Source organism: Streptomyces sp. NPDC059787 (assembly GCF_042732315.1).
In the GTDB taxonomy this organism is placed as follows: Bacteria; Actinomycetota; Actinomycetes; order Streptomycetales; family Streptomycetaceae; genus Streptomyces; species Streptomyces atrovirens.
Window position 1 is genome coordinate 1 of record NZ_JBHWHX010000076.1, and the last position, 24,866, is coordinate 24,866.

General features: G+C 73.7%; 19 protein-coding genes, 1 pseudogene and 1 riboswitch. Of the genes and pseudogenes, 14 read left to right on the top strand and 6 right to left on the bottom strand.

Annotated elements, in window-relative coordinates:
- Nucleotides 1–244: 244 nt before the first annotated feature.
- A riboswitch (cobalamin riboswitch) is annotated at nt 245–383 on the top strand.
- A 120-nt stretch (nt 384–503) separates the two neighbouring features.
- Genes ACFV5H_RS36225 through cobI form a run of 7 tightly spaced genes read left to right on the top strand, consistent with a single transcriptional unit; the run spans nt 504 to nt 11,507 of the window.
- Complete coding sequence (locus ACFV5H_RS36225; protein WP_385198983.1) at nt 504–1,445, top strand: cobalamin biosynthesis protein; 942 nt, start codon at nt 504–506, stop codon at nt 1,443–1,445.
- The gene (locus ACFV5H_RS36230) at nt 1,442–2,977 is read left to right on the top strand and encodes a cobyric acid synthase (protein ID WP_385057574.1); all 1,536 of its coding nucleotides are present in this window, start codon (nt 1,442–1,444) and stop codon (nt 2,975–2,977) included. Before ACFV5H_RS36225 ends, ACFV5H_RS36230 begins: the two co-directional genes overlap by 4 nt.
- Complete coding sequence (gene cobN, locus ACFV5H_RS36235; protein WP_385198984.1) at nt 2,974–6,627, top strand: cobaltochelatase subunit CobN; 3,654 nt, start codon at nt 2,974–2,976, stop codon at nt 6,625–6,627. The genes ACFV5H_RS36230 and cobN overlap by 4 nt, the downstream gene beginning before the upstream one ends.
- A complete protein-coding gene (locus ACFV5H_RS36240; RefSeq protein ID WP_385198985.1) occupies nt 6,624–8,726 on the top strand; it encodes a putative cobaltochelatase in 2,103 nt (700 codons plus the stop codon). Before cobN ends, ACFV5H_RS36240 begins: the two co-directional genes overlap by 4 nt.
- Complete coding sequence (gene cobO / locus ACFV5H_RS36245) at nt 8,726–9,325, top strand: cob(I)yrinic acid a,c-diamide adenosyltransferase (RefSeq protein WP_073937488.1); 600 nt, start codon at nt 8,726–8,728, stop codon at nt 9,323–9,325. Before ACFV5H_RS36240 ends, cobO begins: the two co-directional genes overlap by 1 nt.
- On the top strand, nt 9,319–10,779 hold the full coding sequence (locus ACFV5H_RS36250) for a cobyrinate a,c-diamide synthase (protein WP_385198987.1): 1,461 nt from the start codon (nt 9,319–9,321) through the stop codon (nt 10,777–10,779). Before cobO ends, ACFV5H_RS36250 begins: the two co-directional genes overlap by 7 nt.
- Nucleotides 10,776–11,507, top strand: coding sequence for a precorrin-2 C(20)-methyltransferase (gene cobI / locus ACFV5H_RS36255; RefSeq protein WP_385057581.1), 732 nt, complete (start codon nt 10,776–10,778; stop codon nt 11,505–11,507). Before ACFV5H_RS36250 ends, cobI begins: the two co-directional genes overlap by 4 nt.
- A gap of 17 nt (nt 11,508–11,524) precedes the next feature.
- Here the strand turns inward: cobI and ACFV5H_RS36260 are convergent, their stop codons facing one another.
- On the bottom strand, nt 11,525–12,406 hold the full coding sequence (locus ACFV5H_RS36260) for a ZIP family metal transporter (protein WP_385198988.1): 882 nt from the start codon (nt 12,404–12,406) through the stop codon (nt 11,525–11,527).
- A gap of 107 nt (nt 12,407–12,513) precedes the next feature.
- On the opposite strand from ACFV5H_RS36260, the gene cobM reads away from it, so the two are divergent.
- Genes cobM through cobC form a run of 6 tightly spaced genes read left to right on the top strand, consistent with a single transcriptional unit; the run spans nt 12,514 to nt 18,795 of the window.
- Nucleotides 12,514–13,332: a precorrin-4 C(11)-methyltransferase gene (gene cobM, locus ACFV5H_RS36265; protein WP_385198990.1), complete on the top strand. Its 819-nt coding sequence runs from the start codon at nt 12,514–12,516 to the stop codon at nt 13,330–13,332.
- Complete coding sequence (cbiE, locus tag ACFV5H_RS36270) at nt 13,329–14,564, top strand: precorrin-6y C5,15-methyltransferase (decarboxylating) subunit CbiE (protein ID WP_385198992.1); 1,236 nt, start codon at nt 13,329–13,331, stop codon at nt 14,562–14,564. Before cobM ends, cbiE begins: the two co-directional genes overlap by 4 nt.
- Nucleotides 14,561–16,243, top strand: a complete 1,683-nt coding sequence (gene cobJ / locus ACFV5H_RS36275) for a precorrin-3B C(17)-methyltransferase (protein ID WP_385198993.1) — start codon at nt 14,561–14,563, stop codon at nt 16,241–16,243. The genes cbiE and cobJ overlap by 4 nt, the downstream gene beginning before the upstream one ends.
- A complete protein-coding gene (locus tag ACFV5H_RS36280) occupies nt 16,240–16,827 on the top strand; it encodes a precorrin-8X methylmutase (protein WP_385198995.1) in 588 nt (195 codons plus the stop codon). Before cobJ ends, ACFV5H_RS36280 begins: the two co-directional genes overlap by 4 nt.
- Nucleotides 16,824–17,738 carry a sirohydrochlorin chelatase gene (locus tag ACFV5H_RS36285; RefSeq protein ID WP_385198997.1) on the top strand — a complete coding sequence of 305 codons (915 nt, stop codon included), beginning with the start codon at nt 16,824–16,826 and terminating at the stop codon, nt 17,736–17,738. Before ACFV5H_RS36280 ends, ACFV5H_RS36285 begins: the two co-directional genes overlap by 4 nt.
- Complete coding sequence (gene cobC / locus ACFV5H_RS36290) at nt 17,728–18,795, top strand: Rv2231c family pyridoxal phosphate-dependent protein CobC (RefSeq protein WP_385198998.1); 1,068 nt, start codon at nt 17,728–17,730, stop codon at nt 18,793–18,795. The genes ACFV5H_RS36285 and cobC overlap by 11 nt, the downstream gene beginning before the upstream one ends.
- 1 nt (nt 18,796) lies before the next feature.
- Here cobC and ACFV5H_RS36295 read toward each other — a convergent pair.
- From ACFV5H_RS36295 to ACFV5H_RS36315, 5 genes and pseudogenes are all read right to left on the bottom strand, one after another.
- Nucleotides 18,797–19,648, bottom strand: a pseudogene (locus ACFV5H_RS36295) (SCO1860 family LAETG-anchored protein); the annotation flags it as partial.
- Nucleotides 19,649–19,815: 167 nt separating this feature from the next.
- A complete protein-coding gene (locus tag ACFV5H_RS36300; protein ID WP_385198999.1) occupies nt 19,816–20,907 on the bottom strand; it encodes an amidohydrolase family protein in 1,092 nt (363 codons plus the stop codon).
- 21 nt (nt 20,908–20,928) lie between these two features.
- Nucleotides 20,929–21,726 (bottom strand): amino acid ABC transporter ATP-binding protein, encoded by a 798-nt coding sequence (locus ACFV5H_RS36305; protein WP_385057597.1) that lies wholly within the window; start codon nt 21,724–21,726, stop codon nt 20,929–20,931.
- Complete coding sequence (locus ACFV5H_RS36310; protein WP_385057599.1) at nt 21,723–22,559, bottom strand: amino acid ABC transporter permease; 837 nt, start codon at nt 22,557–22,559, stop codon at nt 21,723–21,725. Before ACFV5H_RS36310 ends, ACFV5H_RS36305 begins: the two co-directional genes overlap by 4 nt.
- 4 nt (nt 22,560–22,563) lie before the next feature.
- Entirely contained in the window at nt 22,564–23,415 is an 852-nt protein-coding gene (locus ACFV5H_RS36315) for an ABC transporter substrate-binding protein (RefSeq protein ID WP_385057601.1), read from the bottom strand.
- Nucleotides 23,416–23,601: 186 nt separating this feature from the next.
- Here ACFV5H_RS36315 and ACFV5H_RS36320 point away from each other — a divergent pair, with 186 nt between their 5' ends.
- Complete coding sequence (locus ACFV5H_RS36320) at nt 23,602–24,702, top strand: pyridoxal-phosphate-dependent aminotransferase family protein (protein WP_385199000.1); 1,101 nt, start codon at nt 23,602–23,604, stop codon at nt 24,700–24,702.
- Nucleotides 24,703–24,866 lie beyond the last annotated feature (164 nt).

The window sequence follows — 24,866 nt, forward strand, 5'->3', positions numbered from 1 at the left end:
GGCTTTCTCTTCTTGCCCCCGCCCCCCCTGTCTTCGCTGCTCCGCGGGCCCCCCCCCCCCCCCCCCCCGGCCCCCCCCCCCCCCCCCCCCCCCCGGGGGGGGGGGGGGGCGCCGCCCCCCCCCCCCCCCCCACCGCCCGCTCACGTGTGCGCACCTCCGCGCCCCCGCTCGCGGGTTCACCCACCGGAGCCCCTCTGTGGGCCTCAGCACACTTCAGCCTCGCAGGTCAACGGCAAGTTGACGGCCCTTCCGGGGCCGTGGTGGACTGCCTCAGCCACTACGGCGGCAGGAGAGGAAGCCGGTGCGATTCCGGCGCGGTCCCGCCACTGTCACCGGGGTGAACACCCCGGGAGCCAGGAACTCTCACCGCCGGTCTCGTCGAACCAGGGCGTGGACACCCTGAGTGAGGACATAACGCCATGCGCGGCTGCCTGCCGAGGTCGATCAGCGACACACCGCCCCGCCCCGGGGCCGCTCCCGCCGGATCCGTCACCGGCTGACCCATGGGTGCCGATCGCGTGTTCGCGTACGGCGCCGCCGCCGGCCTCCTCGGCGACCTGCTGTTCGGCGATCCCCGCCGAGGGCATCCGGTCGCCGCTTTCGGGCGGGCCGCGGCTGCCGTGGAACGGGTGCTGTGGCGGGACGACCGGGGCCGGGGCGCGGTGCACACCGCCGTGTGCGTCGGCGGGACCGTCGCGCTGGGCGCCCTCGCCTCCCGCTGCGTACGCTCCTCCCCCGCCGCCTCCGCCGCCCTGACCGGTGTCGCCACCTGGGCCGTCGTCGGCGGGACCTCGCTGGCCCGGGAGGCCCGCGCCATCGGGCGGGCGCTGGAGGCCGGGGACGTCGAGGCGGCGCGGGCGCGGCTGCCGCACCTGTGCGGCCGGGACCCGCAGGCCCTGGACGCCGACGGGATCGCCCGGGCGGTGGTCGAGTCCGTCGCCGAGAACACCTCCGACGCCGTGGTGGGCGCGCTGGTGTGGGGCGCCGTCGCCGGGGTGCCGGGCCTGCTCGGCTTCCGGGCCGTCAACACGCTGGACGCGATGGTCGGCCACAAGTCGCCCCGCCACCTCCGCTACGGCTGGGCCTCCGCCCGCCTCGACGACGTGGCCGGCTGGCCGGGGGCGCGGCTGACCGCCGTACTCGCCGCGCTCGCGGGACCGGACCCGCGCGGGGCCGTACGGGCGTGGCGTACGGACGCGGCCGAGCACCCGAGCCCCAACGCCGGGCCCGTCGAGGCGTCCTTCGCGGGCGCGCTCGGCGTGCGGCTCGGCGGGACCCTCTCCTACGGCGGGCGGGTCGAGCACCGGCCCGTGCTCAACGGCGGCGGCCGGGCCGTGGCCGTGGCCGACATCGGCCGGGCGGTACGGCTCTCGCGGCGGGTCGGCTGGCTCGCACTCGGGGTCGGTGCCGCCGCGCGGAGCGTCATGAAGGGACGTGCATCGTGAGCGGTGGGGGGCTGCTGGTCGCCGGGACCACCTCGGACGCCGGCAAGAGCGTGGTGACCGCCGGGATCTGCCGGTGGCTGGTGCGGCAGGGTGTCAAGGTCGCGCCGTTCAAGGCGCAGAACATGTCGCTGAACTCGTTCGTGACGCGGGAGGGCGCGGAGATCGGGCGGGCGCAGGCCATGCAGGCCCAGGCCTGTCGCGTCGAGCCGACCGCGCTGATGAACCCGGTGCTGCTCAAGCCGGGCGGCGAGCGGTCCAGCCAGGTGGTGCTGCTGGGCAGGGCCGTCGGGGAGATGAGCGCCCGCGGGTACCACGGTGGACGGCAGCAGCGGCTGCTGGGCACGGTGCTGGACTGTCTGGAGCAGTTGCGGGGCACGTATGACGCGGTGATCTGTGAGGGGGCCGGCAGCCCGGCCGAGATCAATCTGCGCCGCACCGACATCGTCAACATGGGGATCGCCCGGGGCGCCGGCCTGCCGGTCCTGGTGGTCGGCGACATCGACCGGGGCGGCGTCTTCGCGTCCTTCTTCGGCACCGTCGCGCTGCTCTCCCCCGAGGACCAGGAGCTGGTCGCCGGGTTCCTGGTGAACAAGTTCCGGGGCGACGTGTCGCTGCTGGAACCGGGCCTGGACATGCTGCACGGCCTGACCGGGCGGCGGACGTACGGCGTGCTGCCCTTCCGGCACGGGCTCGGCATCGACGAGGAGGACGGACTCAGGGTGTCGCTGCGCGGCGCCGTACGGGAGTCCGCGGTGGCCGCGCCGGTCGGTGAGGACGTGCTGCGGGTCGCCGTGTGCGCGATCCCCCTGATGTCCAACTTCACCGACGTGGACGCGCTCGCCGCCGAACCGGGTGTCGTGGTGCGGTTCGTGGACCGTCCCGAGGAGCTGGCCGACGCCGACCTCGTGGTCGTACCGGGCACCCGCGGGACCGTACGGGCGCTGGAGTGGCTGCGGGAGCGCGGGCTGGCGGACGCGCTGACCCGGCGGGCGGCCGAGGGACGGCCCGTGCTGGGGATCTGCGGGGGCTTCCAGGTCCTCGGGGAGCACATCGAGGACGAGGTCGAGAGCCGCGCGGGGCACGTCGACGGGCTCGGCGTCCTGCCCGTACGGGTGCGGTTCGCCCGCGAGAAGACGCTCACCCGGCCCGTCGGCCGGGCCCTCGGGGAGCCCGTCGAGGGGTACGAGATCCATCACGGGGTCGCCGAGGTCCTCGGGGGTGAGACGTTCCTCTCCGATGACCACGGACACGGCCTGGACGGCTGCCGGGTCGGGCAGACCTGGGGCACGCACTGGCACGGCTCACTGGAGTCGGACGGTTTCCGCCGGGCCTTCCTGCGCGAGGTGGCGCGGGCCTCGGGCCGCCGCTTCGTGCCGGCCCCCGACACCTCGTTCGCCGCGCTGCGCGAGGAGCAGCTCGACCGGCTCGGCGACCTGATCGAACAGCACGCGGACACGGACGCGCTGTGGCGGCTCATCGAGTCCGGCGCGCCGCAAGGACTGCCTTTCATTCCACCGGGAGCGCCCGCATGAGCACTGTGTTGTTGTTGTCGACCGCCGACACGGACCTGCTGGCGGCCCGTGCCTCCGGCGCCTCCTACCGGATCGGCAACCCGACCCGCGTCGACGTCACGGACGAGCTGCCCGCGCTGCTGGACGGGGCGGACCTCGCCGTCGTACGGCTGCTGGGCGGCAAGCGCGCCTGGGAGGACGGGCTCGCGGCCCTGAAGGCGTCCGGGGTCCCGGCGGTGCTGCTCGGCGGGGAGTCCGTGCCGGACGCGGAACTGATGGCCGAGTCGACGGTGCCGGCCGGTGTGGTGGCTGAGGCGCTGCGGTACCTCGTCGAGGGCGGCCCGGACAACCTCACCGAACTGGCCCGGTTCCTGTCGGACACCGTGCTGCTGACCGGCGAGGGCTTCGAGGAGCCGCGGAAGATGCCGGAGTACGGCGTCCACGGCGAACGCCCCCTGGAACAGGGCCGCCCGACGGTCGGCGTGCTCTTCTACCGCGCGCACGAACTGAGCGGCAACACCGCCTTCGTGGACACGCTGTGCGACGCGATCGAGGCGCGGGGCGCCAACGCCCTTCCCGTCTACTGCGGTTCGCTGCGCGGCGCGGATCCTGAGCTGTACGCCCTGCTGTCGAAGGCCGACACCCTCGTCGCCACCGTGCTCGCGGCCGGCGGCACGCACGCCTCGCAGGCGTCGGCGGGCGGTGACGAGGAGGCCTGGGACATCGGGGCGCTCGCCGACCTGGACGTACCGGTGCTGCAAGGGCTCTGCCTGACGTCCTCGCGCGCCGCGTGGGAGGAGTCCGACGCCGCCCTGTCCCCCATGGACGCGGCGATGCAGGTCGCCATCCCGGAGTTCGACGGCCGGCTGATCACGGTCCCGTTCTCCTTCAAGGAACAGGGCCCCGACGACGTCCCGGTGTACGTCGCCGACCCGGAGCGGGCCGCGCGGGTGGCCGGGATCGCCGTACGGCACGCCCGGCTGGGGCACAGGCCGAACGCCGAGAAGAAGCTCGCGCTGGTCTTCACCGCGTACCCGACGAAGCACTCGCGCGTCGGCAACGCGGTGGGGCTCGACACCCCGGCCTCGGCGGTGCGCGTGCTGGACGCGCTGCGGGACGCGGGCTATGCCCTGACCGAATACCCCGACAACGGCGACGAGTTGATCCACCGGCTCATCGGTGCCGGTGGCCACGACGTCGAGTGGCTGACCGAGGAGCAGTTGGCCGCCGCTCCCGCGCGGGTGCCGTTGGCGGACTACCGGGCCTGGTTCGAGAAGCTGGACCCGGAGCTGCGGGACGGGATGCGTCAGGCGTGGGGCGAGCCGCCGGGGTCGCTGTACGTCGACGGGGAGGACATCGTCCTCGCGTCGCTTCGATTCGGGAACGTCGTGGTGATGATCCAGCCGCCGCGCGGCTTCGGGGAGAACCCGATCGCGATCTACCACGACCCCGACATGCCGCCGTCACACCACTACATGGCGGCCTACCGCTGGCTGGAGAACAGTTTCGGCGCCGACGCGATCGTGCACATGGGCAAGCACGGCACGATGGAGTGGCTGCCGGGCAAGGGGCTGGGGCTGGGCGCCGGGTGCGCGCCGGACGCGGTGCTGGGCGACCTGCCGCTGATCTACCCGTTCATCGTCAACGACCCCGGCGAGGGCACACAGGCCAAGCGGCGCGGGCACGCGACGGTCGTCGACCACCTGGTGCCGCCGATGGCGCGCGCCGACACCTACGGCGACCTCGCGAAGCTGGAGCAACTCCTCGACGAGTACGCGCTGGTCTCCGACCTGGACCCGACGAAGGCACCGGCGGTCCGCGCGCAGATCTGGACGCTGGTGAAGGCCGCCGAGCTCCACCACGACCTGCATGTGGACGACCAGCCGGACGACGACGACTTCGACGAGTTCGTCATGCACATCGACGGCTATCTGTGCGAGATCAAGGACGTTCAGATCCGCGACGGCCTGCACGTCCTCGGCGGCGGCCCGGTCGGCGAGCCGCGCGTGAACCTCGTACTGGCGGTGCTGCGCGCCTCGCAGGTGTGGGGCGGGCGGGCGAACGCGCTGCCGGGTCTGCGGGCCGCGCTGGCCGCGCACTTCGGGCTGGTGGAGAAGGAGCTGCTGGCCGGGCCGGGGGCGCCGGTGAAGGTGCCGGTGGAGCTGACGGACCTGGTGGACGGCCCGGCGCGCACGGGCGCCGACGCGATCGACCTGCTGGAGCGGCTGTGCCGGCGGATCGCGGAGGGGATGGAGGAGCGCGGCTGGGCGGCCGACGCGGTCCCCGCGCTGGTGCGCGAGGTGCTGGGCACGGAACTCCCCGACGCGGTGGCCGTGGTGCGGTTCGCGTGCGAGGAGGTCGTGCCCCGGCTGGCCCGTACGACGGACGAGATCGGGAACGTCCTGCGGGCGCTGGACGGCGGTTACGTCCCGGCGGGACCGTCGGGTTCGCCCACGCGTGGGCTGGTCAACGTCCTTCCGACCGGGCGGAACTTCTACTCCGTCGACCCCAAGGCGATTCCGTCACGGCTGAGTTGGGAGGTCGGGCAGTCGCTCGCCGACTCGCTGGTGCAGCGGTATCTGCAGGACACGGGCGAGTATCCGAAGTCCGTGGGCCTGACGGTGTGGGGAACGTCCGCGATGCGCACCCAGGGTGACGACATCGCCGAGATCCTGGCGCTGCTGGGCTGCCGTCCGGTGTGGGACGACGCGTCGAGGCGGGTGACCGGTTTCGAGGTGGTCGGCCTCGAGGAGCTGGGCCGGCCGCGCATCGACGTGACGGTCCGCATCTCCGGGTTCTTCCGGGACGCGTTCCCGCACGTGGTGGGGCTGATCGACGACGCGGTGCGGGCGGTGGCGGAGCTGGACGAGCCCGCCGACCGGAACTTCGTCCGCGCCCACGCCGACGAGGACACCGCCGAGCACGGCGACCGGCGCCGGGCCACGGCCCGCGTCTTCGGCTCGAAGCCGGGCGCGTACGGGGCGGGGCTGCTGCCGCTGATCGACGCGCGGAACTGGCGCAGCGACGCGGACCTGGCCGAGGTGTACGCGGTGTGGGGCGGCTACGCCTACGGGCGCGGGCTCGACGGGCGGGCGGCACGCGGGGACATGGAGACGGCGTTCCGGCGGATCGCGGTGGCGGCGAAGAACGTCGACACGCGCGAGCACGACCTGGTCGACGCCGACGACTACTTCCAGTACCACGGCGGCATGGTCGCGATGGTGCGGCACCTGACGGGCGAGAGTCCGGAGGCGTACGTCGGCGACTCCGCCGTACCGGACCAGGTGAGGACCCGCACGCTCGGCGAGGAGACGCACCGGGTCTTCCGGGCCCGGGTGGTCAACCCGCGCTGGATGGCGGCGATGCGGCGGCACGGCTACAAGGGCGCCTTCGAGATGGCGGCCACCGTCGACTACCTCTTCGGCTACGACGCCACGGCCGGGGTCGTGGACGACTGGATGTACGAGAAGCTCAGCGCGGAGTACGTCTTCGACGCGGAGAACCGGGACTTCATGAAGAAGTCCAACCCCTGGGCGCTGCGCGGCATCACCGAGCGGCTGCTGGAGGCCGCCGACCGGGGGCTGTGGGCCGAGCCGGACGCGGACACGCTGGAGCGGCTGCGCGCCACCTACCTGGAACTCGAAGGCGATCTGGAGGGCGACGACCAGTGACCACCCCCTTTCCGTTCACGGCCGTCGTCGGCCAGGACGACCTGCGGCTCGCACTGCTGCTGAACGCCGTCTCCCCGGCGGTCGGCGGGGTGCTGGTGCGCGGTGAGAAGGGCACGGCCAAGTCGACGGCGGTGCGTGCCCTTTCGGCACTGCTGCCGGAGGTCGCCGTGGTGCCCGGCTGCCGGTTCTCCTGTGCCCCCTCGGCCCCGGACCCCGCGTGTCCGGACGGCCCGCACGAGAGCGGCGGCGGTGCCGCGCGGCCCGCCCGCATGGTCGAACTGCCCGTCGGTGCCTCCGAGGACCGGCTGGTCGGCGCGCTCGACATCGAACGGGCGCTGGCCGAGGGCGTGAAGGCGTTCGAGCCGGGGCTGCTCGCCGACGCGCACCGGGGGATCCTGTACGTCGACGAGGTCAACCTCCTCCACGACCACCTGGTCGACCTGCTGCTGGACGCGGCGGCGATGGGTGCCTCGTACGTCGAGCGCGAGGGTGTCTCCGTACGGCACGCGGCACGGTTCCTGCTCGTCGGGACCATGAATCCCGAGGAGGGCGAGCTGCGGCCGCAGCTCCTCGACCGGTTCGGGCTGACCGTCGAGGTGGCCGCCTCGCGCGAACCCGACCAGCGGGTGGAGGTCGTACGGCGGCGGCTCGCGTACGACGACGACCCCGCCGCCTTCGCCGCGCGGTGGGCCGGGGAGGAGGCCGCCGTACGGGCGCGGATCGTGGCGGCGCGGGAGCTGTTGCCGTCGGTGCGGCTCGGGGACGGGGCGCTGCGGCAGATCGCGGCGACCTGTGCGGCGTTCGAGGTGGACGGCATGCGGGCCGACATCGTGATGGCGCGTACGGCGACCGCGCTGGCCGCCTGGGCCGGGCGGACGGATGTGCTCGCCGAGGACGTGCGGCAGGCGGCGCTGCTGGCCCTCCCCCACCGGCGGAGGCGCAATCCGTTCGACGTGCCGGGCCTCGACGAGGACAAGCTCGACGAGACGCTGGAGGAGTTCGGGGGCGACGACGATCCCGACACCGATCCGGACGGGCCGGACGGGCCCGACGGGGGTGGCGGGCAGCCGCCCGCCGATGGTCCCGAGGGCGGTGACACGGGGGCGTCGCCCGAGGCCGGGGAGGCCGAGGAGCCCGGGAGGTCCGGGGAGTCGCAGCCTGCGGGTGCCGGCTCCGGTGAGCGGTCGCCCGTGGGTGCCGCCGAGCCGTTCCGTACGAAGGTCCTGAGCGTGCCCGGGATCGGTGAGGGTGCCGCCGGGCGGCGGTCGCGGGCGCGGACCGAGCACGGGCGGACGACGGGGGCGCGGCGGCCCGGCGGTGCGCTGACCAAGTTGCACCTGGCGGCGACCGTGCGGGCGGCGGCTCCGCATCAGCGGGCGCGGGGGCGGTCCGGGCCGGGGCTGGTGGTGCGGCGGGACGATCTGCGGCAGGCCACGCGCGAGGGACGCGAGTCGAACCTCGTGCTGTTCGTCGTGGACGCCTCCGGGTCCATGGCCGCGCGGCAGCGGATGAGTGCCGTGAAGGGTGCCGTGGTGTCGCTGCTGCTCGACGCCTATCAGCGGCGGGACAAGGTGGGTCTGGTGACCTTCCGGGGGTCGGCGGCCGATGTGGCGCTGCCGCCCACGTCGTCGGTGGACGCGGCCGCCGCGCGGCTGGAGTCGCTGCCGACCGGTGGGCGGACCCCGCTGGCGGCGGGGCTGCTCAAGGCCCACGACGTGCTGCGGGTGGAGCGGTTGCGGGATCCCGCGCGGCGGGCGCTGGTCGTCGTGGTGACCGACGGGCGGGCGACCGGCGGAGGGGCGGCGCGATGGGGGTCCCCCCAGGCGTTCGGCTCTGGGGAAGCCTCCGGCCGGGGTGGTGGTCGGACGACGGGTGGGACCGAGCCGGTCGCGCTGGCTTCGCGTGCGGCGCGGTTGTTCGCCGCCGACGGGGTCGCCTCCGTAGTCGTGGACTGCGAGTCGGGGCCGGTGCGGCTGGGGCTCGCGGGGCGGTTGGCCGGTGAGCTGGGTGGCAGTGTCGTGACGCTGGACGAACTGCGGGCGGACAGCATCGCCGGGCTGGTCAGGGACGTACAGGGGACTTCGAGGAGGGCCGCGTAATGCCGAAGGGACAGCCGAGTGTCGTACCGGACGACGGGCTGACGACCCGGCAGCGGCGTAACCGTCCGCTGGTCGTCGTGCACACGGGCATCGGCAAGGGCAAGTCCACCGCTGCTTTCGGGCTTGCCCTGCGGGCCTGGAACCAGGGGTGGCCGATCGGGGTGTTCCAGTTCGTCAAGTCGGCGAAGTGGAAGGTCGGCGAGGAGAACGCGCTGCGGGTGCTCGGTGCCTCCGGTGAGGGCGGGTCCGTCGACTGGCACAAGATGGGTGAGGGCTGGTCGTGGGTGCAGCGCGATCAGCAGATGGACAACGAGGAGAAGGCCCGCGAGGGCTGGGAGCAGGTCAAGCGGGACCTCGCCGCCGAGACGTACAAGCTGTACGTGCTCGACGAGTTCGCCTATCCGATGCACTGGGGGTGGGTGGACACCGATGAGGTCGTGTCCGTGCTGCGGGAGCGGCCGGGGACGCAGCACGTGGTGATCACGGGGCGGAACGCGCCCGAGAAGCTCGTCGGGTTCGCCGACCTCGTGACCGACATGTCCAAGGTGAAGCACCCCATGGACGTCGGGCAGAAGGGGCAGAGGGGCATCGAGTGGTGAGCTCCGTCCCACGGTTGGTGATCGCCGCGCCCTCGTCGGGCAGCGGCAAGACCACCGTCGCCACGGGGTTGATGGCCGCGCTGTCCGCGCGGGGGTTCGCCGTGTCTCCGCACAAGGTGGGGCCCGACTACATCGATCCCGGGTACCACTCGCTGGCCACCGGGCGGGTGGGGCGGAACCTCGACGCGTATCTGTGCGGTCCGGAGCTGGTGGCTCCGCTGTTCGCGCACGGGGCGGACGGGTGCGACATCGCCGTCGTCGAGGGGGTGATGGGGCTGTACGACGGGGCTGCGGGGGAAGGGGAGCTGGCGTCCACCGCGCAGGTGGCGAAGTTGTTGCGGGCGCCGGTCGTACTGGTCGTCGACGCGTCGTCGCAGTCGCGGTCCGTGGCGGCGTTGGTGCACGGGTTCGTGAGCTGGGATCCGGAGGTGCGGGTCGGGGGTGTGATCCTGAACAAGGTCGCCTCGGATCGGCATGAGGGGCTGTTGCGGGAGGCGTTGGAGTCCGTCGGGGTGCCGGTGCTCGGGGTGTTGCGGCGGGCCGCTCAGGTGGAGACGCCGTCTCGGCATCTGGGGTTGGTGCCGGTCGCCGAGCGGGGCTCTGTGGCTGTCGAGGCCGTTTCGGCGATGGCCGCGCAGGTGGCTGCCGGGTGTGATCTGTCGGCGTTGGTCGCGCTTGCGCGGAGTGCGGGGGCGTTGCCCTGTGCGGCTTGGGATGCGGGTGAGGCTTTGGTTTCTTCGCCCCCGCCGCCCCTTCCCGTCCCGTCCCCGGGGGCTCTGCCCCCGAACCCCCTTTCGGCCCTGGACGGGCCTCGTCCTCAAACGCCGGACGGGCTGGATGGTGCCGGCCGGGCTGTGAGGGTCGCTGTCGCGGGCGGGAGCGCCTTCACGTTCTCGTACGCCGAGCATGCCGAGTTGCTCACCGCTGCCGGGGCCGAGGTCGTCGGCTTTGATCCGTTGCGGGACGAGGAGCTGCCCGAGGGGACGGCCGGGCTGGTCATCGGGGGCGGGTTTCCCGAGGTGTACGCGTCCGAGCTGTCCGCCAACGAGTCGCTGCGGAAGGCCGTCGCCGAGCTGGCGCTGAGCGGTGCTCCCGTCGCGGCCGAGTGTGCCGGGTTGCTGTACCTGAGCCGGGAGCTGGACGGGCTGCCCATGTGCGGGGTGCTGGACGCCTCCGCGCGGATGTCGGAACGGCTGACGCTGGGATACCGGGACGCCGTGGCCGTGAGCGACAGCGCGCTGGCCGGCGCCGGCACACGGATGCGGGGGCACGAGTTCCACCGGACCGTCGTCGAACCGGGGGCCGGGGACACCCCCGCCTGGGGGATGCGGACGCCCGAACGGCGTGTCGAGGGTTTTGTACAGCGCGGTGTGCACGCGAGCTATCTGCACACGCACTGGGCGTCCGAGCCCGGTGTCGCCCGTCGGTTCGTGGAGAGGTGCCGCACGTCATGAGCAGCAGGCTGGTCGGGGTCGGGGTCGGGCCCGGGGATCCGGAGCTGGTGACCGTCAAGGGGGTCAACGCGCTGCGGGCCGCGGACGTCGTCGTCGTACCGGTGATGGACAGCGGCGAGCGGGGGCGGGCCGAGGCGACCGTGCTGCACTACGTGCCCGCCGAGAAGGTCGTCCGGGTGGTGTTCGCGCTGAACGAGCGGACCGACCGGGCACGGCGCGAGGCGGCCTGGGACACCGCCGGCGAGCGGGTCGCCGGGCTGTTGCGGGAGTACGGGGCCGTCGCCTTCGCGACCATCGGGGACCCCAACGTGTACTCGACGTTCACGTATCTCGCCCAGACCGTCGCCGCGTCGGTACCGGACCTCGTCGTCGAGACCGTTCCGGGGATCACCGCCATGCAGGACCTCGCGGCGCGTTCCGGGGCCGTGCTGACCGAGGGGACCGAGCCGCTCACGCTGGTTCCGGTGACCGCGGGGGCCGCCGTGCTCAAGGACGCCCTGGCCGGGCCCGGGACCGTCGTCGCGTACAAGTTCGGGCGGCAGGCCGGTGAGGTCGCCGAGGCGCTGCGGGAGACCGGGCGGATCGGTGACGCGGTGTGGGGGTCGGCGCTCGGGCTGCCGGAGGAGTCGGTGCGGCCGGCCGCCGAGCTGGACGGGGCGCCGCTGCCGTATCTGTCGACGCTCATCGCGCCGCCGCGGCGTGACGGCGGGCGGGGCGGCAAGTTGTGAGCCGGGCCGGGTCGTCCTCAGTGCGCGGCGCCCACCACCAGCCAGATGAACAGCGCTCCCGCGATCGTGCACAGCAGGGTGGAGCGGGCCGGGTGTTCGTGGTGGGCCTCGGGCAGGATCTCGGCCGCCGCGAGGTAGAGCAGGGCGCCGCCGAACAGGCCGAGGTAGCCGCCGAGCAGCGGTTCCGGGATGGTGAGGAACAGCGTCGACGCGGCGCCCACCACCGGTGCCGCCGCGTCCGCGAACAGCATCGTCAGCGCGCGGCGGCGGGCGTTCCCGTAGACGCGCGTGAGGGTGTAGGTGTTGAAGCCGTCCGCGAAGTCGTGGGCGATGACGGCCACCGCGACGGCGGCGCCCATGCCGCCGCCGACCTGGAAGGCCGCGCCGATCGCCACGCCGTCCATGGCGCTGTGGCCGACCATCGCGGCGGCCGCGGTGAGGCCCACCTCGGGGGTTCGGCCGTCGCGGAGCCGCAGGGACGCGTCGGTGTCGAGCGCGCAGGGGGGTCCCTCCGCGCGAGTGTGTTCGAGCGTGGGGGAGCGCGGAGCCCCGGAGGGCTGGGCGCGGTCGGCCGCCGGACACCGGCCGAGGCGCCCCGGAGGCGGAGCCGTCGACACGGTCTCCGCGGCGCCGTGTGCGGCCTGGCGGTGGGCCAGGAGGCGTTCCACCAGGTGGGCCAGCAGGAAGCCGGCGACGAAGAGCAGCAGGGCCGCGGGGACGCCGTACACCTCGGTACCGGCCGCCTCCAGGGACTCCGGGAGGAGTTCGAGGCCGACGACGCCGAGCATCAGGCCGCCGGCCAGGCCCAGCACCAGGTGGCGGCGGTCGGTCACGCGGTGTGCCGACCAGCCGCCGGCCAGCGTCATCAGGAACGCGCCGAGCGCGACGAGGACCGCCATGTGTTCTTCGTATCCGATCGGCACCCGTTCGCGCACGCGTGACAGCCGTTCACCGCCCACCGTCTTTGACCGTTCGCCAGACCATTCACCGGAGAGGACCGATTTCCATGGCCGACGCCCCCATCGGCAAGGTGACCTTCGTCGGGGCCGGCCCCGGCGCCGCCGATCTGCTGACGTTCCGTGCCGCGCGTGCCATCGCCGAGGCCGACGTCGTGATCTGGGCCGCCAGCCTGGTGCAGGAGGAGGTCCTCCGGCACGCGCGGGAGGGCGCCGAGATCCTCGACTCGGCGACGATGTCCCTGGAGGACGTCGTGGCCGTCTACGAGCGGGCCCGCGCGGACGGGCTGAAGGTCGCGCGGATCCATTCCGGCGACCCGGCGCTGTGGGGCGGCACCCAGGAGCAGGTCGACCGGTGTGCGGAGCTCGGCATCACGACCGAGATCGTGCCCGGGGTGTCGTCCTTCTCGGCCGTCGCGGCGCTCGCGCAGCGCGAGCTGACCATTCCCGAGGTGGCGCAGTCCGTCGTGCTGACCCGGCTCGGCGGCGGCAAGACGCCGATGCCGCCGGGTGAGGAGGTCCGCGAGTTCGCGCGGCACGGCACCACCATGGCGGTCTTCCTGTCGGCCGCCCGCAGCGGGCAGCTGGTGCGGGAGCTGCTGGAGGGCGGCTATCCGACGTCCACGCCGGTCGTCGTCGCGTATCAGGCGACCTGGCCGGAGGAGCTGGTCGTGAAGTGCACGATCGGCACGCTGGAGGAGACGGTCAAGGAGCACAAGCTGTGGAAGCACACGCTGTTCCTGGTCGGTCCGGCGCTCGACGCGCGCGGCACCCGCTCGCACCTGTACCACCCCGGCCACTTCCACGGCTTCCGCAAGGCCGATCCGGAGGCCCGCCGGGCGTTGCGTTCGCGGGGTGCGAGCACGTGATCACCGTCGTCGGGACGGGGGCCGGGGCGCCGGTCGACGCCCGGGTGACGGCGGGGGCGGAGCTGGTGGTCGGCGGGCGGCGGCATCTGGACGCCGTGCGGCTGCCGGAGGGGGCCGAGCGGATCGTGCTCGGGCCGCTGGCGCCCGCGCTCGACACCATCGGGAAGTACGTCGCCGAGGAGCGGCCGGTCGTGGTGCTGGCGTCCGGGGATCCCGGGTTCTTCGGGATCGTGCGGGCGCTGGCCGAGCGGTTCGGGCCGGAGCGGCTCGACGTGCGCCCCGGTGTCTCCTCCGTCGCCGCCGCGTTCGCGCGGACCGGGCTGACGTGGGAGGACGCCGTGGTGGTGAGCGCGCACGGGCGGGATCCGCGTACGGCGGTGAATCTGTGCCGCTCCCATCCGAAGGTCGCCGTGCTGACGGGGCCGGGGGCGGGTCCGGCCGAGCTGGGGGCCGCGCTGCGGGACACCGCGCGGGTGTTGGTCGTCGCCTCCGCGCTGGGTTCCGCCGAGGAGCGGGTGGAGCGGGTGACGCCCGCCGAGGCCGCCGTGCGGGACTGGGGGACGGCGGTGAGCGTGGTGCTGTGCCTGGACGAGGCGCGGGCCCTCGGGCCGGTACGGACCGTCGCGGGCGGGGCGGTGCGGCCCGCCGGCTGGGCGCTGGACGAGGCGGAGTTCGACCACCGCGACTCCATGATCACCAAGTTCGAGGTGCGGGCCCTGGCCCTGGCCCGGCTGGGACCGCGCCCCGGTGAGCTGGTGTGGGACGTCGGCGCGGGGTCGGGGTCCGTGGCCGTGGAGTGCGCGCGGCTCGGGGCCGCCGTCACCGCCGTCGAGAAGACGCCGGACGGGGTGGAGCGGGTCCGCGCCAACGCCGCCGCGCACGGGGTCGACGTGCGCGTGGTGCACGGGTCGGCGCCGGATGTGCTGGCCGGCCTCGACGAGGACCCCGACGCCGTGTTCGTCGGCGGCGGGGGACGCGGACTGCCGGCGGTCGTCATCGCGTGCGCGCGACGGGCGCGGCGGACCGTCGTCGTCGCCATGGCCGCGCTCGACCGGGTCCCGGCGGCCCGTACGGCGTTGACGGACGCCGGTTTCTCCTGCGACGGGGTGCTGTTGCAGTCGTCGCGCCTCGCGCCGCTGCCGGGTGACGTGACCCGGCTGGCGGCGACCAATCCCGTTTTCCTGCTGTGGGGCGTCCGGCTCCCGGCACACAAAGAAGGAGTCGACGAGTGATCGGCCTCATCTCCGCCACCGCCGCCGGAACGGCCGCGCGGGACCGGCTGGCCGCCGTGTGGCCGGACCGTACGCGCGTGTACGAGGGTCCCGTGCCGGATGCCGTACGGGCCGCGTTCGCCGAGTGCGAGCAGCTCGTGTGCTTCCTGGCCACGGGGGCCGTGGTGCGGCTGGTGGCGCCGCTGCTGCACGACAAGGCGAGCGACCCGGGCGTCGTCTGTGTCGACGAGGGCGGACGGTTCGCGGTGTCGCTGGTCGGCGGGCACGGCGGTGGGGCGAACGAGCTGGCCCGCGCGGTCGGTGAGGTGCTGGGCGCCGAGCCGGTGGTGACGACGGCGACCGACGCGGTCCGCCTTCCGGGCCTGGACACCCTCGGTCTGCCGGTGGAGGGGAACGTCGCCACCGTGTCGCGGGCCCTGCTGGACGGTGAGGCGGTGGCGTTGCGCGCCGAGGTGAGCTGGCCGCTGCCGCCGCTCCCGGTCGCGGACGAGGGGTCGTACACGATCCGGGTCACGGACCGGCTGGTCGAGCCGGGCGAGCGGGAGGCGGTGCTCCGGCCGCCGACCCTCGTCGTCGGCGTCGGCGCTTCGAAGGGCGCCCCGGTGGACAAGGTGCTCGGTCTGGTCGAGGACGCCCTGCGCGAGGCCGGGCTGTCGGCGGCTTCGGTCGCCGAACTCGCCACCGTGGACGCCAAGGCCGGGGAGCCCGGCATCGTGGAGGCGGCGCGGCGGCTCGGCGTGCCGCTGGTGACGTACGGCGCCGAGGAGTTGGCGCGGGTCGACGTGCCCAACCCGTCCGACGCGCCGCTGGCCGCCGTCGGCACCCCGTCGGTCGCGGAGGCCGCGGCGCTGGTGGGCGGGGGCGAACTCCTCGTGCCGAAGCGGAAGTCGGCGGCGCGGCCCGCGATGGCGACCTGTGCCGTCGTACGGCGTCCGGGGCGCGGGCGGCTCGCGGTGGTCGGACTCGGACCGGGCGCCCGGGACCTGCTCACCCCGCGGGCGAAGGCCGAACTGCGGCGCGCCTCCGTGCTGGTGGGGCTCGACCAGTACGTCGACCAGATCCGCGATCTGCTGCGGCCGGGCACGCGGGTGCTGGAGTCCGGTCTCGGGGCGGAGGAGGAGCGGGCCCGCACGGCCGTCGCCGAGGCCCGGCGCGGGCAGGCGGTCGCGCTCGTCGGCAGCGGCGACGCCGGGGTGTACGCCATGGCCTCCCCGGCGCTCGCGGAGGCGTCCGACGACATCGACGTGGTCGGGGTGCCGGGCGTGACGGCGGCGCTGGCGGCCGGGGCGGTCCTGGGGGCGCCGCTGGGCCACGACCATGTGTCGATCAGCCTGTCCGACCTGCACACGCCGTGGGAGGTCATCGAGCGGCGGGTGCGGGCGGCGGCCGAGGCGGACATCGTGGTGACGTTCTACAACCCGCGCAGCCGGGGCCGTGACTGGCAGCTCCCGAAGGCCCTCACGATCCTCGCGGAGCACCGGGAGCCGACCACACCGGTCGGGGTCGTGCGCAACGCGTCCCGCGCGGACGAGTCGAGCCGGCTGACCACGCTGGCCGGACTGGATCCGGCGACGGTCGACATGATGACGGTCGTGACCGTGGGCAACACGGCGACCCGTGAGATCGCGGGGCGCATGGTCACCCCGCGCGGCTACCGCTGGCAGGAGGAGACCCGGTGAACCGCGTGGTGCACCCCATCGAGCAGGAGTCCTTCCGGCGGCTGCGGGCCCGCCTCGACACCTCGCACTTCCCGCCGCTGACCCGGGCGGTGGTGGAGCGGGTCATCCACTCCGCGGCCGACCTGGAGTACGCGTCCGACCTCGTCATGGACGAGGGCGAGCTGGTGGAGGCCCATGCCGCGCTGCACGCCGGGGCGCCGGTCGTGGTGGACGTGGAGATGGTCGCGGCCGGGATCACCCGCCGGCCGACCGTGTGCCGGCTGAAGGACGCCGTCGCCGGTCCCGGTCTGACGCGTTCGGCGCACGCCGTGCGGCTGGCGTACGAGGAGGTCGGGCCCGGCGCCCTGTGGGTGATCGGCTGTGCGCCGACCGCCCTGGAGGAACTGCTGACCCTGGACGCCTCCCCCGCGCTCGTCATCGGGCTGCCCGTCGGTTTCGTCGGGGCGGCCGAGTCCAAGGCCGCGTTGCGGGAGAGCGGGCTGCCCGCCGTGAGCAACGTGTCCGAGAAGGGCGGGTCGGCGGTCGCCGCCGCCGCGCTCAACGCCCTGCTGTACCACCCGATCCCACCTGAGGAGAACCTGTGACCACCCCACCCGCCCTGCTCATCGCCGGCCACGGCACCCGGGACGACGCCGGAGCTGAGGCGTTCCGCGACTTCGTGCGGGAGCTGGGGCGCCGTCATCCCGAACTGCCCGTCGCGGGCGGCTTCATCGAGCTGTCCCCGCCGCCGCTGGGCGAGGCCGTCGCCGAGCTGGTGGAGCGGGGGGCGCGGCGGTTCGCCGCCGTGCCGCTGATGCTGGTGTCCGCCGGGCACGCCAAGGGGGACATCCCGGCGGCGCTGGCCCGCGAGAAGGAACGGCACCCGGGGATCTCGTACACGTACGGCCGTCCGCTGGGCCCGCACCCCGCGCTGCTGAGCGTGCTGGAGCGGCGGCTCGCCCAGGCGGTGGACCCGTCCTGGGACCCGTCCGAGGTGACCGTGCTCCTGGTGGGGCGCGGGTCGACGGACCCGGACGCCAACGCCGAGGTGTTCAAGGCGGCGCGGCTGCTGTGGGAGGGGCGCGGGTACGCGGGCGTGGAGACGGCGTTCGTGTCGCTGGCGGCGCCGGACGTGCCGGGCGGCCTGGAGAGGTGCGCGCGGCTGGGGGCGCGCAGGGTCGTGGTCCTGCCGTACTTCCTGTTCACCGGGATCCTGCCGGACCGGGTGCGGCTGCAGACGGAGGAGTGGGCGGCGGCGCACCCGGAGACCGAGGTGCGGTCGGCGGACGTCATAGGCCCGGAACCGGAACTGCTGGATCTGGTGTGGGAGCGGTACGAGGAGGCCGTGAAGGGTGATCTGCGGATGAACTGCGACTCGTGCGTGTACCGGATCGCGCTGCCGGGCTTCGAGGACAAGGTGGGGCTGGCGCAGCAGCCGCACTTCCACCCGGACGACGACGGTCACCACCACGGGCATCACCACGGGCACGGCCACGCGCGCTCCCATGCGCACTGAGCCGACGGCCGGCGGGCACGATCTGCGGCACCACGGGGACGCCGAGGTGCGTGACGACGGCGTCGCGCTGGTCGATCTCGCGGTGAACGTCCGCGCGGACACGCCTCCGGGGTGGCTGCGGGGGCACATCGCCGGGTCGCTGGCGGGGCTGGCCGCCTACCCGGACGGGCGGGCGGCGCGGGCGGCGGTGGCGGCGCGGCACGGGCTGCCGGTGGAGCGGGTGCTGCTGACGGCCGGTGCGGCGGAGGCGTTCGTGCTGCTGGCGCGGGCGCTGAAGGTGCGCCGGCCGGTGGTGGTGCATCCGCAGTTCACGGAGCCGGAGGCGGCGCTGCGGGACGCCGGGCACACGGTGGACCGGGTGCTGCTGCGGGAGGCGGACGGCTTCCGGCTGGACCTGGCGGCGGTACCGGAGGACGCGGACCTGGTGGTGATCGGCAATCCGACGAACCCGACGTCGGTGCTGCATCCGGCCGGGACGGTCGCCCGGCTCGCCCGGCCGGGGCGGACGCTGGTGGTGGACGAGGCGTTCATGGACGCGGTGCCGGGTGAGCGCGAGGCGCTGGCCGGGCGGACGGACGTGCCCGGTCTCGTCGTCCTGCGCAGTCTCACCAAGACGTGGGGTCTTGCGGGGCTGCGGATCGGTTACGTCCTGGCGGCTCCGGAGGTCGTCGCGGAGCTGGAGCGGGCGCAGCCGTTGTGGCCGGTGTCCACGCCGGCGTTGGCGGCGGCGGAGGTGTGTGTGGGGCCTCGGGCCCTGGCGGAGGCGGCGGACGCGGCCCGTCGTGTCGCGGCGGACCGTGCTCATCTGGTCGCGGGGCTGCGGGTGTTCGCCGACTGCGGGCTGCGGGTCGTGGAGCCCGCGGAGGGGCCCTTCGTCCTGGTCCGGTTGGAGCGGGCGGCGGTGGTACGGCGACGGTTGCGGGCGCTCGGTTACGCGGTGCGGCGTGGGGACACGTTCCCGGGGCTGGACGAGGAGTGGCTGCGGGTGGCGGTGCGGGACCGGGGGACGGTGGACGGGTTCCTGGGCGCGCTGGGGGAGGCGCTGAGAACAGTTTGATTCGCCCCCGACGGGCCAGCGCCACCGCTCCACCGCCCGCCGCCAGGAGGGCGACCGCCCCGCCCGCGACGTACGGCGTCATCGGGTCACCGCCCGTCTCGGCCAGGCCGGCCTCCGTGGGCGCGGCCTGTTCGGCCCGCGCTCCCTGCGGCTGGACGCCGGGAGCGGCAGGAGCCTCGCACCTGGCCTCGGCCAGCGTCAGCGTGCCCTCGACCTCGGCGACGTTCAGCTTCAACGGATCGACGGAGACCTCGAGCCGCAGCGCGGTCGCCGCGGCCGTGGTCGACGTGGTCCCGGTCTTCGACAGGTCCAGCCGGACCTCACCGACACCCGGCACCTCGACATGGGTGGGTCCCCCGGCCGTCAGCCTGACGCGTTTGCCGAGGACCCTCACCGAGGCGGGCAGCGTCACCGAGGCGTGCGGGGTCCTCCCCGTCTCGCAGACCGCCTTGGAGCTCACCGCCTCGAGCTCGACGACCGACAGCAGCGGCAGACCGGGCACATGCAGCCGTACCTCGGAGAGGGTGGTGGACGCCTCGGCCCGGTCGCCGTCCACCGTCGCCTCCGCGTCGGCCACCTCCGCCCGCAGCACGCTGAAGGGCTTGCCGCCGTCGACGCCGTCGAGGCTTGCGGTGAGGGCCGTCTTCCGCGCGCTCTGCGGTGCCCGGACCTCGTTGAGGGAGACGGTGAGCGGCGCATGGACGGTCTTGTTGAGCAGGGACACGTCCAGTCCGGTGCGCAGGACGGCGGCGCTCGCGCTGCCGTGGCCCTCGGTGGCGTGCGCCGAGCCCGTCCCGGCCAGGGCGGCGAGGACGGTGGCCACGGCGACGGCGGACCAACGGCGTGCGCGCATGCGGAAGTTGATGGTGTACACGGTGGTGGGACCCCCATGGGACATGACTGGGACCCGGAAAGAATGTCCGTGCGCACGACGAACCGTCAGCGATCCGCCGCCCCTTCACTCCTTCGAGGCGAGTCGGCGGATGTGTTCGAATCAAAGGGCACGGCTGTTCCCGGCCGTCACCCGACCACGCGCCCGTTCAGCACCACCCGGCGCGGATCCGTCAGTACGCGGACGTCCGCGCGCGGATCGGAGCCGTAGACCACCAGGTCCGCCGGCGCGCCCTCCTCCAGGCCCGGCCGGCCGAGCCACTTCCTGGCCGCCCAGGTCCCGGCCGCGAGCGCCTCGACCGGCGGAATGCCCGCCTTGGCCAGTTCCGCGACCTCGTCGGCCGCCAGGCCGTGCGGGAGGGTGCCGCCGGCGTCCGTACCGACGAACACGGGGATGCCGGCGTCGTGTGCGGAGCGCACGGTGTCGTAGCGGCGTTCGTGGAGCCGGCGCATATGGGCCGACCAGCGGGGGAACTTGGACTCGCCGCCGTCGGCGAGTGCGGGGAAGGTGGCGATGTTGACGAGGGTGGGGACGATCGCGACGCCCCGTTCGGCGAAGAGCGGGATGGTGTCGTCGGTCAGGCCCGTCGCGTGCTCGACGCAGTCGATGCCGGCTTCGACCAGGTCCCGCAGGGAGTCCTCGGCGAAGCAGTGCGCGGTGACACGGGCGCCCAGCCGGTGGGCCTCGGTGATCGCCGCCTCGACGGCGCCGCGCGGCCAGCAGGCCGACAGGTCGCCCAGGTCGCGGTCGATCCAGTCGCCGACCAGCTTCACCCAGCCGTCGCCGCGCCGGGCCTCCTGGGCGACGTGGGCGACGAGGTCGTCGGGTTCGACCTCCCAGGCGTAGTTCCGGATGTAGCGGCGGGTGCGGGCGATGTGCCGCCCGGCCCGGATGATCTTCGGAAGGTCGTCGCGGTCGTCGATCCAGCGGGTGTCGGAGGGCGAGCCGGCGTCGCGCAGCAGCAGGGCGCCGGCGTCGCGGTCGGTGAGCGCCTGCTTCTCGGCGACGTCCTCGGGGACCGCGCCGTGCCGGTCCAGGCCCACGTGGCAGTGGGCGTCCACCAGGCCGGGCAGCACCCAGCCGTCGACGGTGCGGATGTCGCGGGCGCCGGCGGGACGGTCGTAGGAGATCCGGCCGCCGACGACCCACAGCTCGTCGCGGACCTCGTCCGGGCCGACGAGGATCCGCCCCTTCACGTGCAGCACCGCGCGTTCGCTCATACCCGGCACCCTAGTCAGGCGCTACTCGGACGTGCCCACCTGGTCCGAGGTCTCCTCCTCCACGTCCGCCATGGCGGGGTCGAGGAGGCGGGAGAGGAAGTGGCGGGTGCGTTCGTGCTGCGGCCTGACGATGACCTGTTCGGGGCTGCCGTCCTCGACGACCACTCCGCCGTCCATGAAGACGACCCGGTCGGCGACCTCGCGGGCGAAGGTCATCTCGTGGGTGACGACCATCATCGTCATGCCCTCGTTCGCCAGCATCCGCATGACGGCGAGGACGTCACCGACCAGCTCGGGGTCGAGTGCCGAGGTCGGCTCGTCGAACAGCATCACCTCGGGGCCCATGGCCAGCGCGCGGGCGATGGCGACGCGCTGCTGCTGGCCGCCGGAGAGGGAGGACGGGTAGGCGTCCGCCTTCTCGGCGAGGCCCACGCGCCCCAGGTTCTCCGCGGCGACCTTCGCGGCCTCCGCCTTGCCCCTGCGCAGCACCCTGCGCTGCGGCAGCGTGAGGTTCTCCGTCACCGTGAGGTGCGGGAAGAGGTTGAACTGCTGGAAGACCATGCCGATACGACGGCGTACGGCGTCGATGTCGACGTCCGGGTCGGTGAGTTCCGTACCTCCCACGAAGACCTGGCCCTCGGTGGGCTCCTCCAGGAGGTTCACACACCGCAGCAGGGTCGACTTGCCCGACCCGGACGGGCCGATCACGCAGACGACCTCGCCCTGGCCGATCTCCAGGTCGATGCCGCGCAGCACCTGGTTGTCGCCGAAGGACTTGTGCAGACCGCTGACGCGGATCTCCGGTCGGCTCGACGTCATTTCACGGCCTCCTGGGCCTTGGCCTCCATACGGCGTACGACGAAGCCGAGCGGAACGGTGATCAGCAGGTAGCACAGGCCGGCCACCAGGATGGGGGTGGAGTTGGCGGTCTGGCTGGCCAGGTCGCGGCCGTACTTGGACAGCTCGCGCTCCTCCAGGGTGACGCCGAGGAACAGCACCAGCGAGGAGTCCTTGAAGAGCAGGACGAGTTCGTTGGTGAGCGGCGGCAGGATGATGCGGAAGGCCTGCGGGACGATGATGGAGACCATGGCGCGGGCGGGCGAGAAGCCCAGCGAACGGGCCGCCTCCATCTGCCCCTTGGGGACCGCCTGGATGCCGGCGCGGATCGTCTCCGCCATGTACGCGGCGGCCACCAGGCCGAGTGCGAGGGCGACCTTGCCGTACGTGCCGCCGACGATCTCCGTGCCGGGGAAGGCGAGCGGCACGGCGACGCCGATGAAGATGAAGATCAGCAGGGCGGGCAGGCCCCGGAAGATCTCGATGTAGACGCCGGCCAGCCAGCGGTACGGGCCGACGGACGACAGCCGCATCAGCGCGATCACCATGCCGAGGGCGAGCCCGACGGCGAAGCCGGTGACCGTGTAGAGCACGGTGTTCTTCAGCGCCAGCGTGATGACGTCGGGGAACATCCGCTCGGCGATGTCGGCCTGCGCGAACTGGTTCCGCAGTCTGCCCCAGTCGGCCGTGACCGCGAAGGCGATCACGGCCGCGACGAAGACGGCGTACTGGGCACCGCGCGACAGGCTGCGCTTCTGGCGCCTGGTCAGGCCCTTCTTCTTCGGCTGGAGGGGGAGTTTCTCCGTGTCGGCCATGGGATCAGGACGCGGCCGGCGAGGCGGCGGACTCGTCGTACGGGCCGATCCACTTCTCGTACAGCTCCTTGTACGTACCGTCGGCCTCGGCGTCCGCGAACGCCTTGTTGATGGCGTCGAGCAGCTTGGTGTTGCCCTTCTTCACCGTGACGCCGTACTGCTCGCCGGTGTCGATCTGCTCGGCGACCTGGAAGGCGTCGGCGTTGGCCTGGTCCTTGAGCCAGCCCTGGACGACGGGGTAGTCGATGACGACGGCCTTGACCTGGCCGGTGCGCAGGCCGTTGAGGACGGCGTCGGAGGACTCGAAGGAGACCGGGTCGAAGCCCTCCTTCTTGACGTAGTCCTCACCGGTGGTCTGCGCCTGCGCGCCGAGCTTGACGTTCTTCGACTTCACGTCGGCGAGGGAGGTGACGCCGCTGTCCTTGTCGACGAGGACGGCCTGGGTGGCGTTGAAGTACGGGTCGGAGAAGTCGACGTTCTTCTTCCGCTCCTCGGTGATGGTCATACCGGCCGCGGCCAGGTCGCACTCGCCGGAGTTGAGGAAGGCGCCGGTCTTGAAGTTCTCGAAGGGCGTGTCGAGGATCTCCTGCTTCACGCCCAGGTCCTCGGCGACCAGGTCGATCAGCGCGACGTCGAAGCCCTGCACCTTGCCGTCGATCTCCGACTGGAAGGGCGGGTACGGGAGGTGGGTGCAGGTGGTGAGCTGTCCCGCCTTGACGAGCTCGACACCGCCGGCGGCGGTCTTGGAGCCGCTGCCTCCGTCGTCGCTGGAGGTGCAGGCGGTCAGGAGGACCAGCCCGGCCGTCGCGATGGTGGCGGCCAGCACACGGGTCCGGCGGCCGGGGAGCGTCTTCACGGGAGCCTCCTGTCAGGGAACTGTGAGTTCCGATTATAAGGACGGGTTTGAGGACCTCAAACCAAACTTATGGTCACGAGGGCGTCCGGCCTGCGAACCGTGCGGTCGGGCTCCCCTCCGGCCGAAGGTTTACCCTCGACCTCGTCGTACGTACCCACGCAGCCGCCGAGCAAAGAGAGCACCACCGTGACCCACCTTCTCCTCGATCTGCCCCCGCTGAGCGCCGCGCACTTCGCGTCGATCGAGGACCGGGTGGCACGGCTGCTGAGCACCCGGCAGGACGTCGTGATCATGCAGGGTGAGGCGCTGCTGCCGCTGGAGGGCGCGATCCGCGCGACCGCCGGCCCCGGCACGACCGCGCTGAACGTCATCACCGGCCCCTACGGGCAGACCTTCGGCGACTGGCTGCGGGACTGCGGCGCCACCGTGATCGACCTGACGGTGCCCTTCCACACGGCGGTGACGGCCGAGCAGGTCCGGGCGGCGTTCGCCGAGCACCCGGAGATCGACTTCGTGTCCCTGGTGCACGCGGAGGCGGCGACCGGGAACACCAACCCGGTCGCGGAGATCGGCGAGGTGGTGCGGGCCCACGGGGCGCTGTTCTACCTGGACGCGGTGGCGTCGATCGGGGCGGAGCCGGTACTGCCGGACGCGTGGGGCGTGGACCTGTGCGTGATCGGGGTGCAGAAGGCGATGGGCGGTCCGGCCGGGGTGTCGGCGGTGTCGGTGAGCGAGCGGGCGTGGGCGCGGATGGCGGCGAACCCCCGGGCGCCGCGCCGTTCCTATCTGTCGCTGCTGGACTGGAAGGAGCGCTGGATCGACGGCGGGCGCAAGGCGCTGCTGCACGCTCCGGCGCAGCTGGAGATGCTGGCGCTGGAAGCGTGCGTGGAGCGGATCGAGGCGGCCGGGCCGGCTGCGGTGATGGCGCGGCACGCCTCCGCCGCGGCGGCGACGCGGGCGGGGGCGGTCGCACTGGGCGGAGGTCTTGAGCCGTACGTGCGTGACGCGGCGGATGCGGCGCCGGTCGCCACGACCCTGCGGGCGCCGTCCGGCACGGTGGCGTCGGAGCTGGTGGCCCGCGCGCTGGCCGCCGATCCGGCGCTTCCGCTGGCCGCGGGTGGGGGTGCGCTCGCCAAGGAGATGATCCGGGTCAACCACTATGGTCCCGAGGCGACTCCGGGGGCGGTGCGGGCGAGTCTGGCGGCGTTGGGGGCGGCGCTCGGTGAGCAAGGACCGGGCGTGGACACGGAGGGGGCCCTGCGGGCCGCGGAAGCGGTCTGGCGCTGAGCGCGGGCCGGGGCCGTCCGTTCTTTCTTCGCCCCCGCCGCCCCTTCCCGTCCCGACCCGGGGGCGCTGCCCCCGGACCCCCGCTCCTCAAACGCCGGAGGGGCTGGAATCAGCCTGTCCGGCGATTGAGGACGAGGCCCGTTCAGGGCCGATGGGGGTCTGGG

Coding starts and splice junctions, on each gene's coding strand:
- ACFV5H_RS36225 (WP_385198983.1), top strand. CDS start 504: ATGGGTGCCGATCGCGTGTTCGCGTACGGCGCCGCCGCCGGCCTCCTC.
- cobN (WP_385198984.1), top strand. CDS start 2,974: ATGAGCACTGTGTTGTTGTTGTCGACCGCCGACACGGACCTGCTGGCG.
- cobO (WP_073937488.1), top strand. CDS start 8,726: ATGCCGAAGGGACAGCCGAGTGTCGTACCGGACGACGGGCTGACGACC.
- cobI (WP_385057581.1), top strand. CDS start 10,776: ATGAGCAGCAGGCTGGTCGGGGTCGGGGTCGGGCCCGGGGATCCGGAG.
- ACFV5H_RS36260 (WP_385198988.1), bottom strand. CDS start 12,406: ATGGCGGTCCTCGTCGCGCTCGGCGCGTTCCTGATGACGCTGGCCGGC.
- cobM (WP_385198990.1), top strand. CDS start 12,514: ATGGCCGACGCCCCCATCGGCAAGGTGACCTTCGTCGGGGCCGGCCCC.
- cobC (WP_385198998.1), top strand. CDS start 17,728: ATGCGCACTGAGCCGACGGCCGGCGGGCACGATCTGCGGCACCACGGG.
- ACFV5H_RS36300 (WP_385198999.1), bottom strand. CDS start 20,907: ATGAGCGAACGCGCGGTGCTGCACGTGAAGGGGCGGATCCTCGTCGGC.
- ACFV5H_RS36305 (WP_385057597.1), bottom strand. CDS start 21,726: ATGACGTCGAGCCGACCGGAGATCCGCGTCAGCGGTCTGCACAAGTCC.
- ACFV5H_RS36310 (WP_385057599.1), bottom strand. CDS start 22,559: ATGGCCGACACGGAGAAACTCCCCCTCCAGCCGAAGAAGAAGGGCCTG.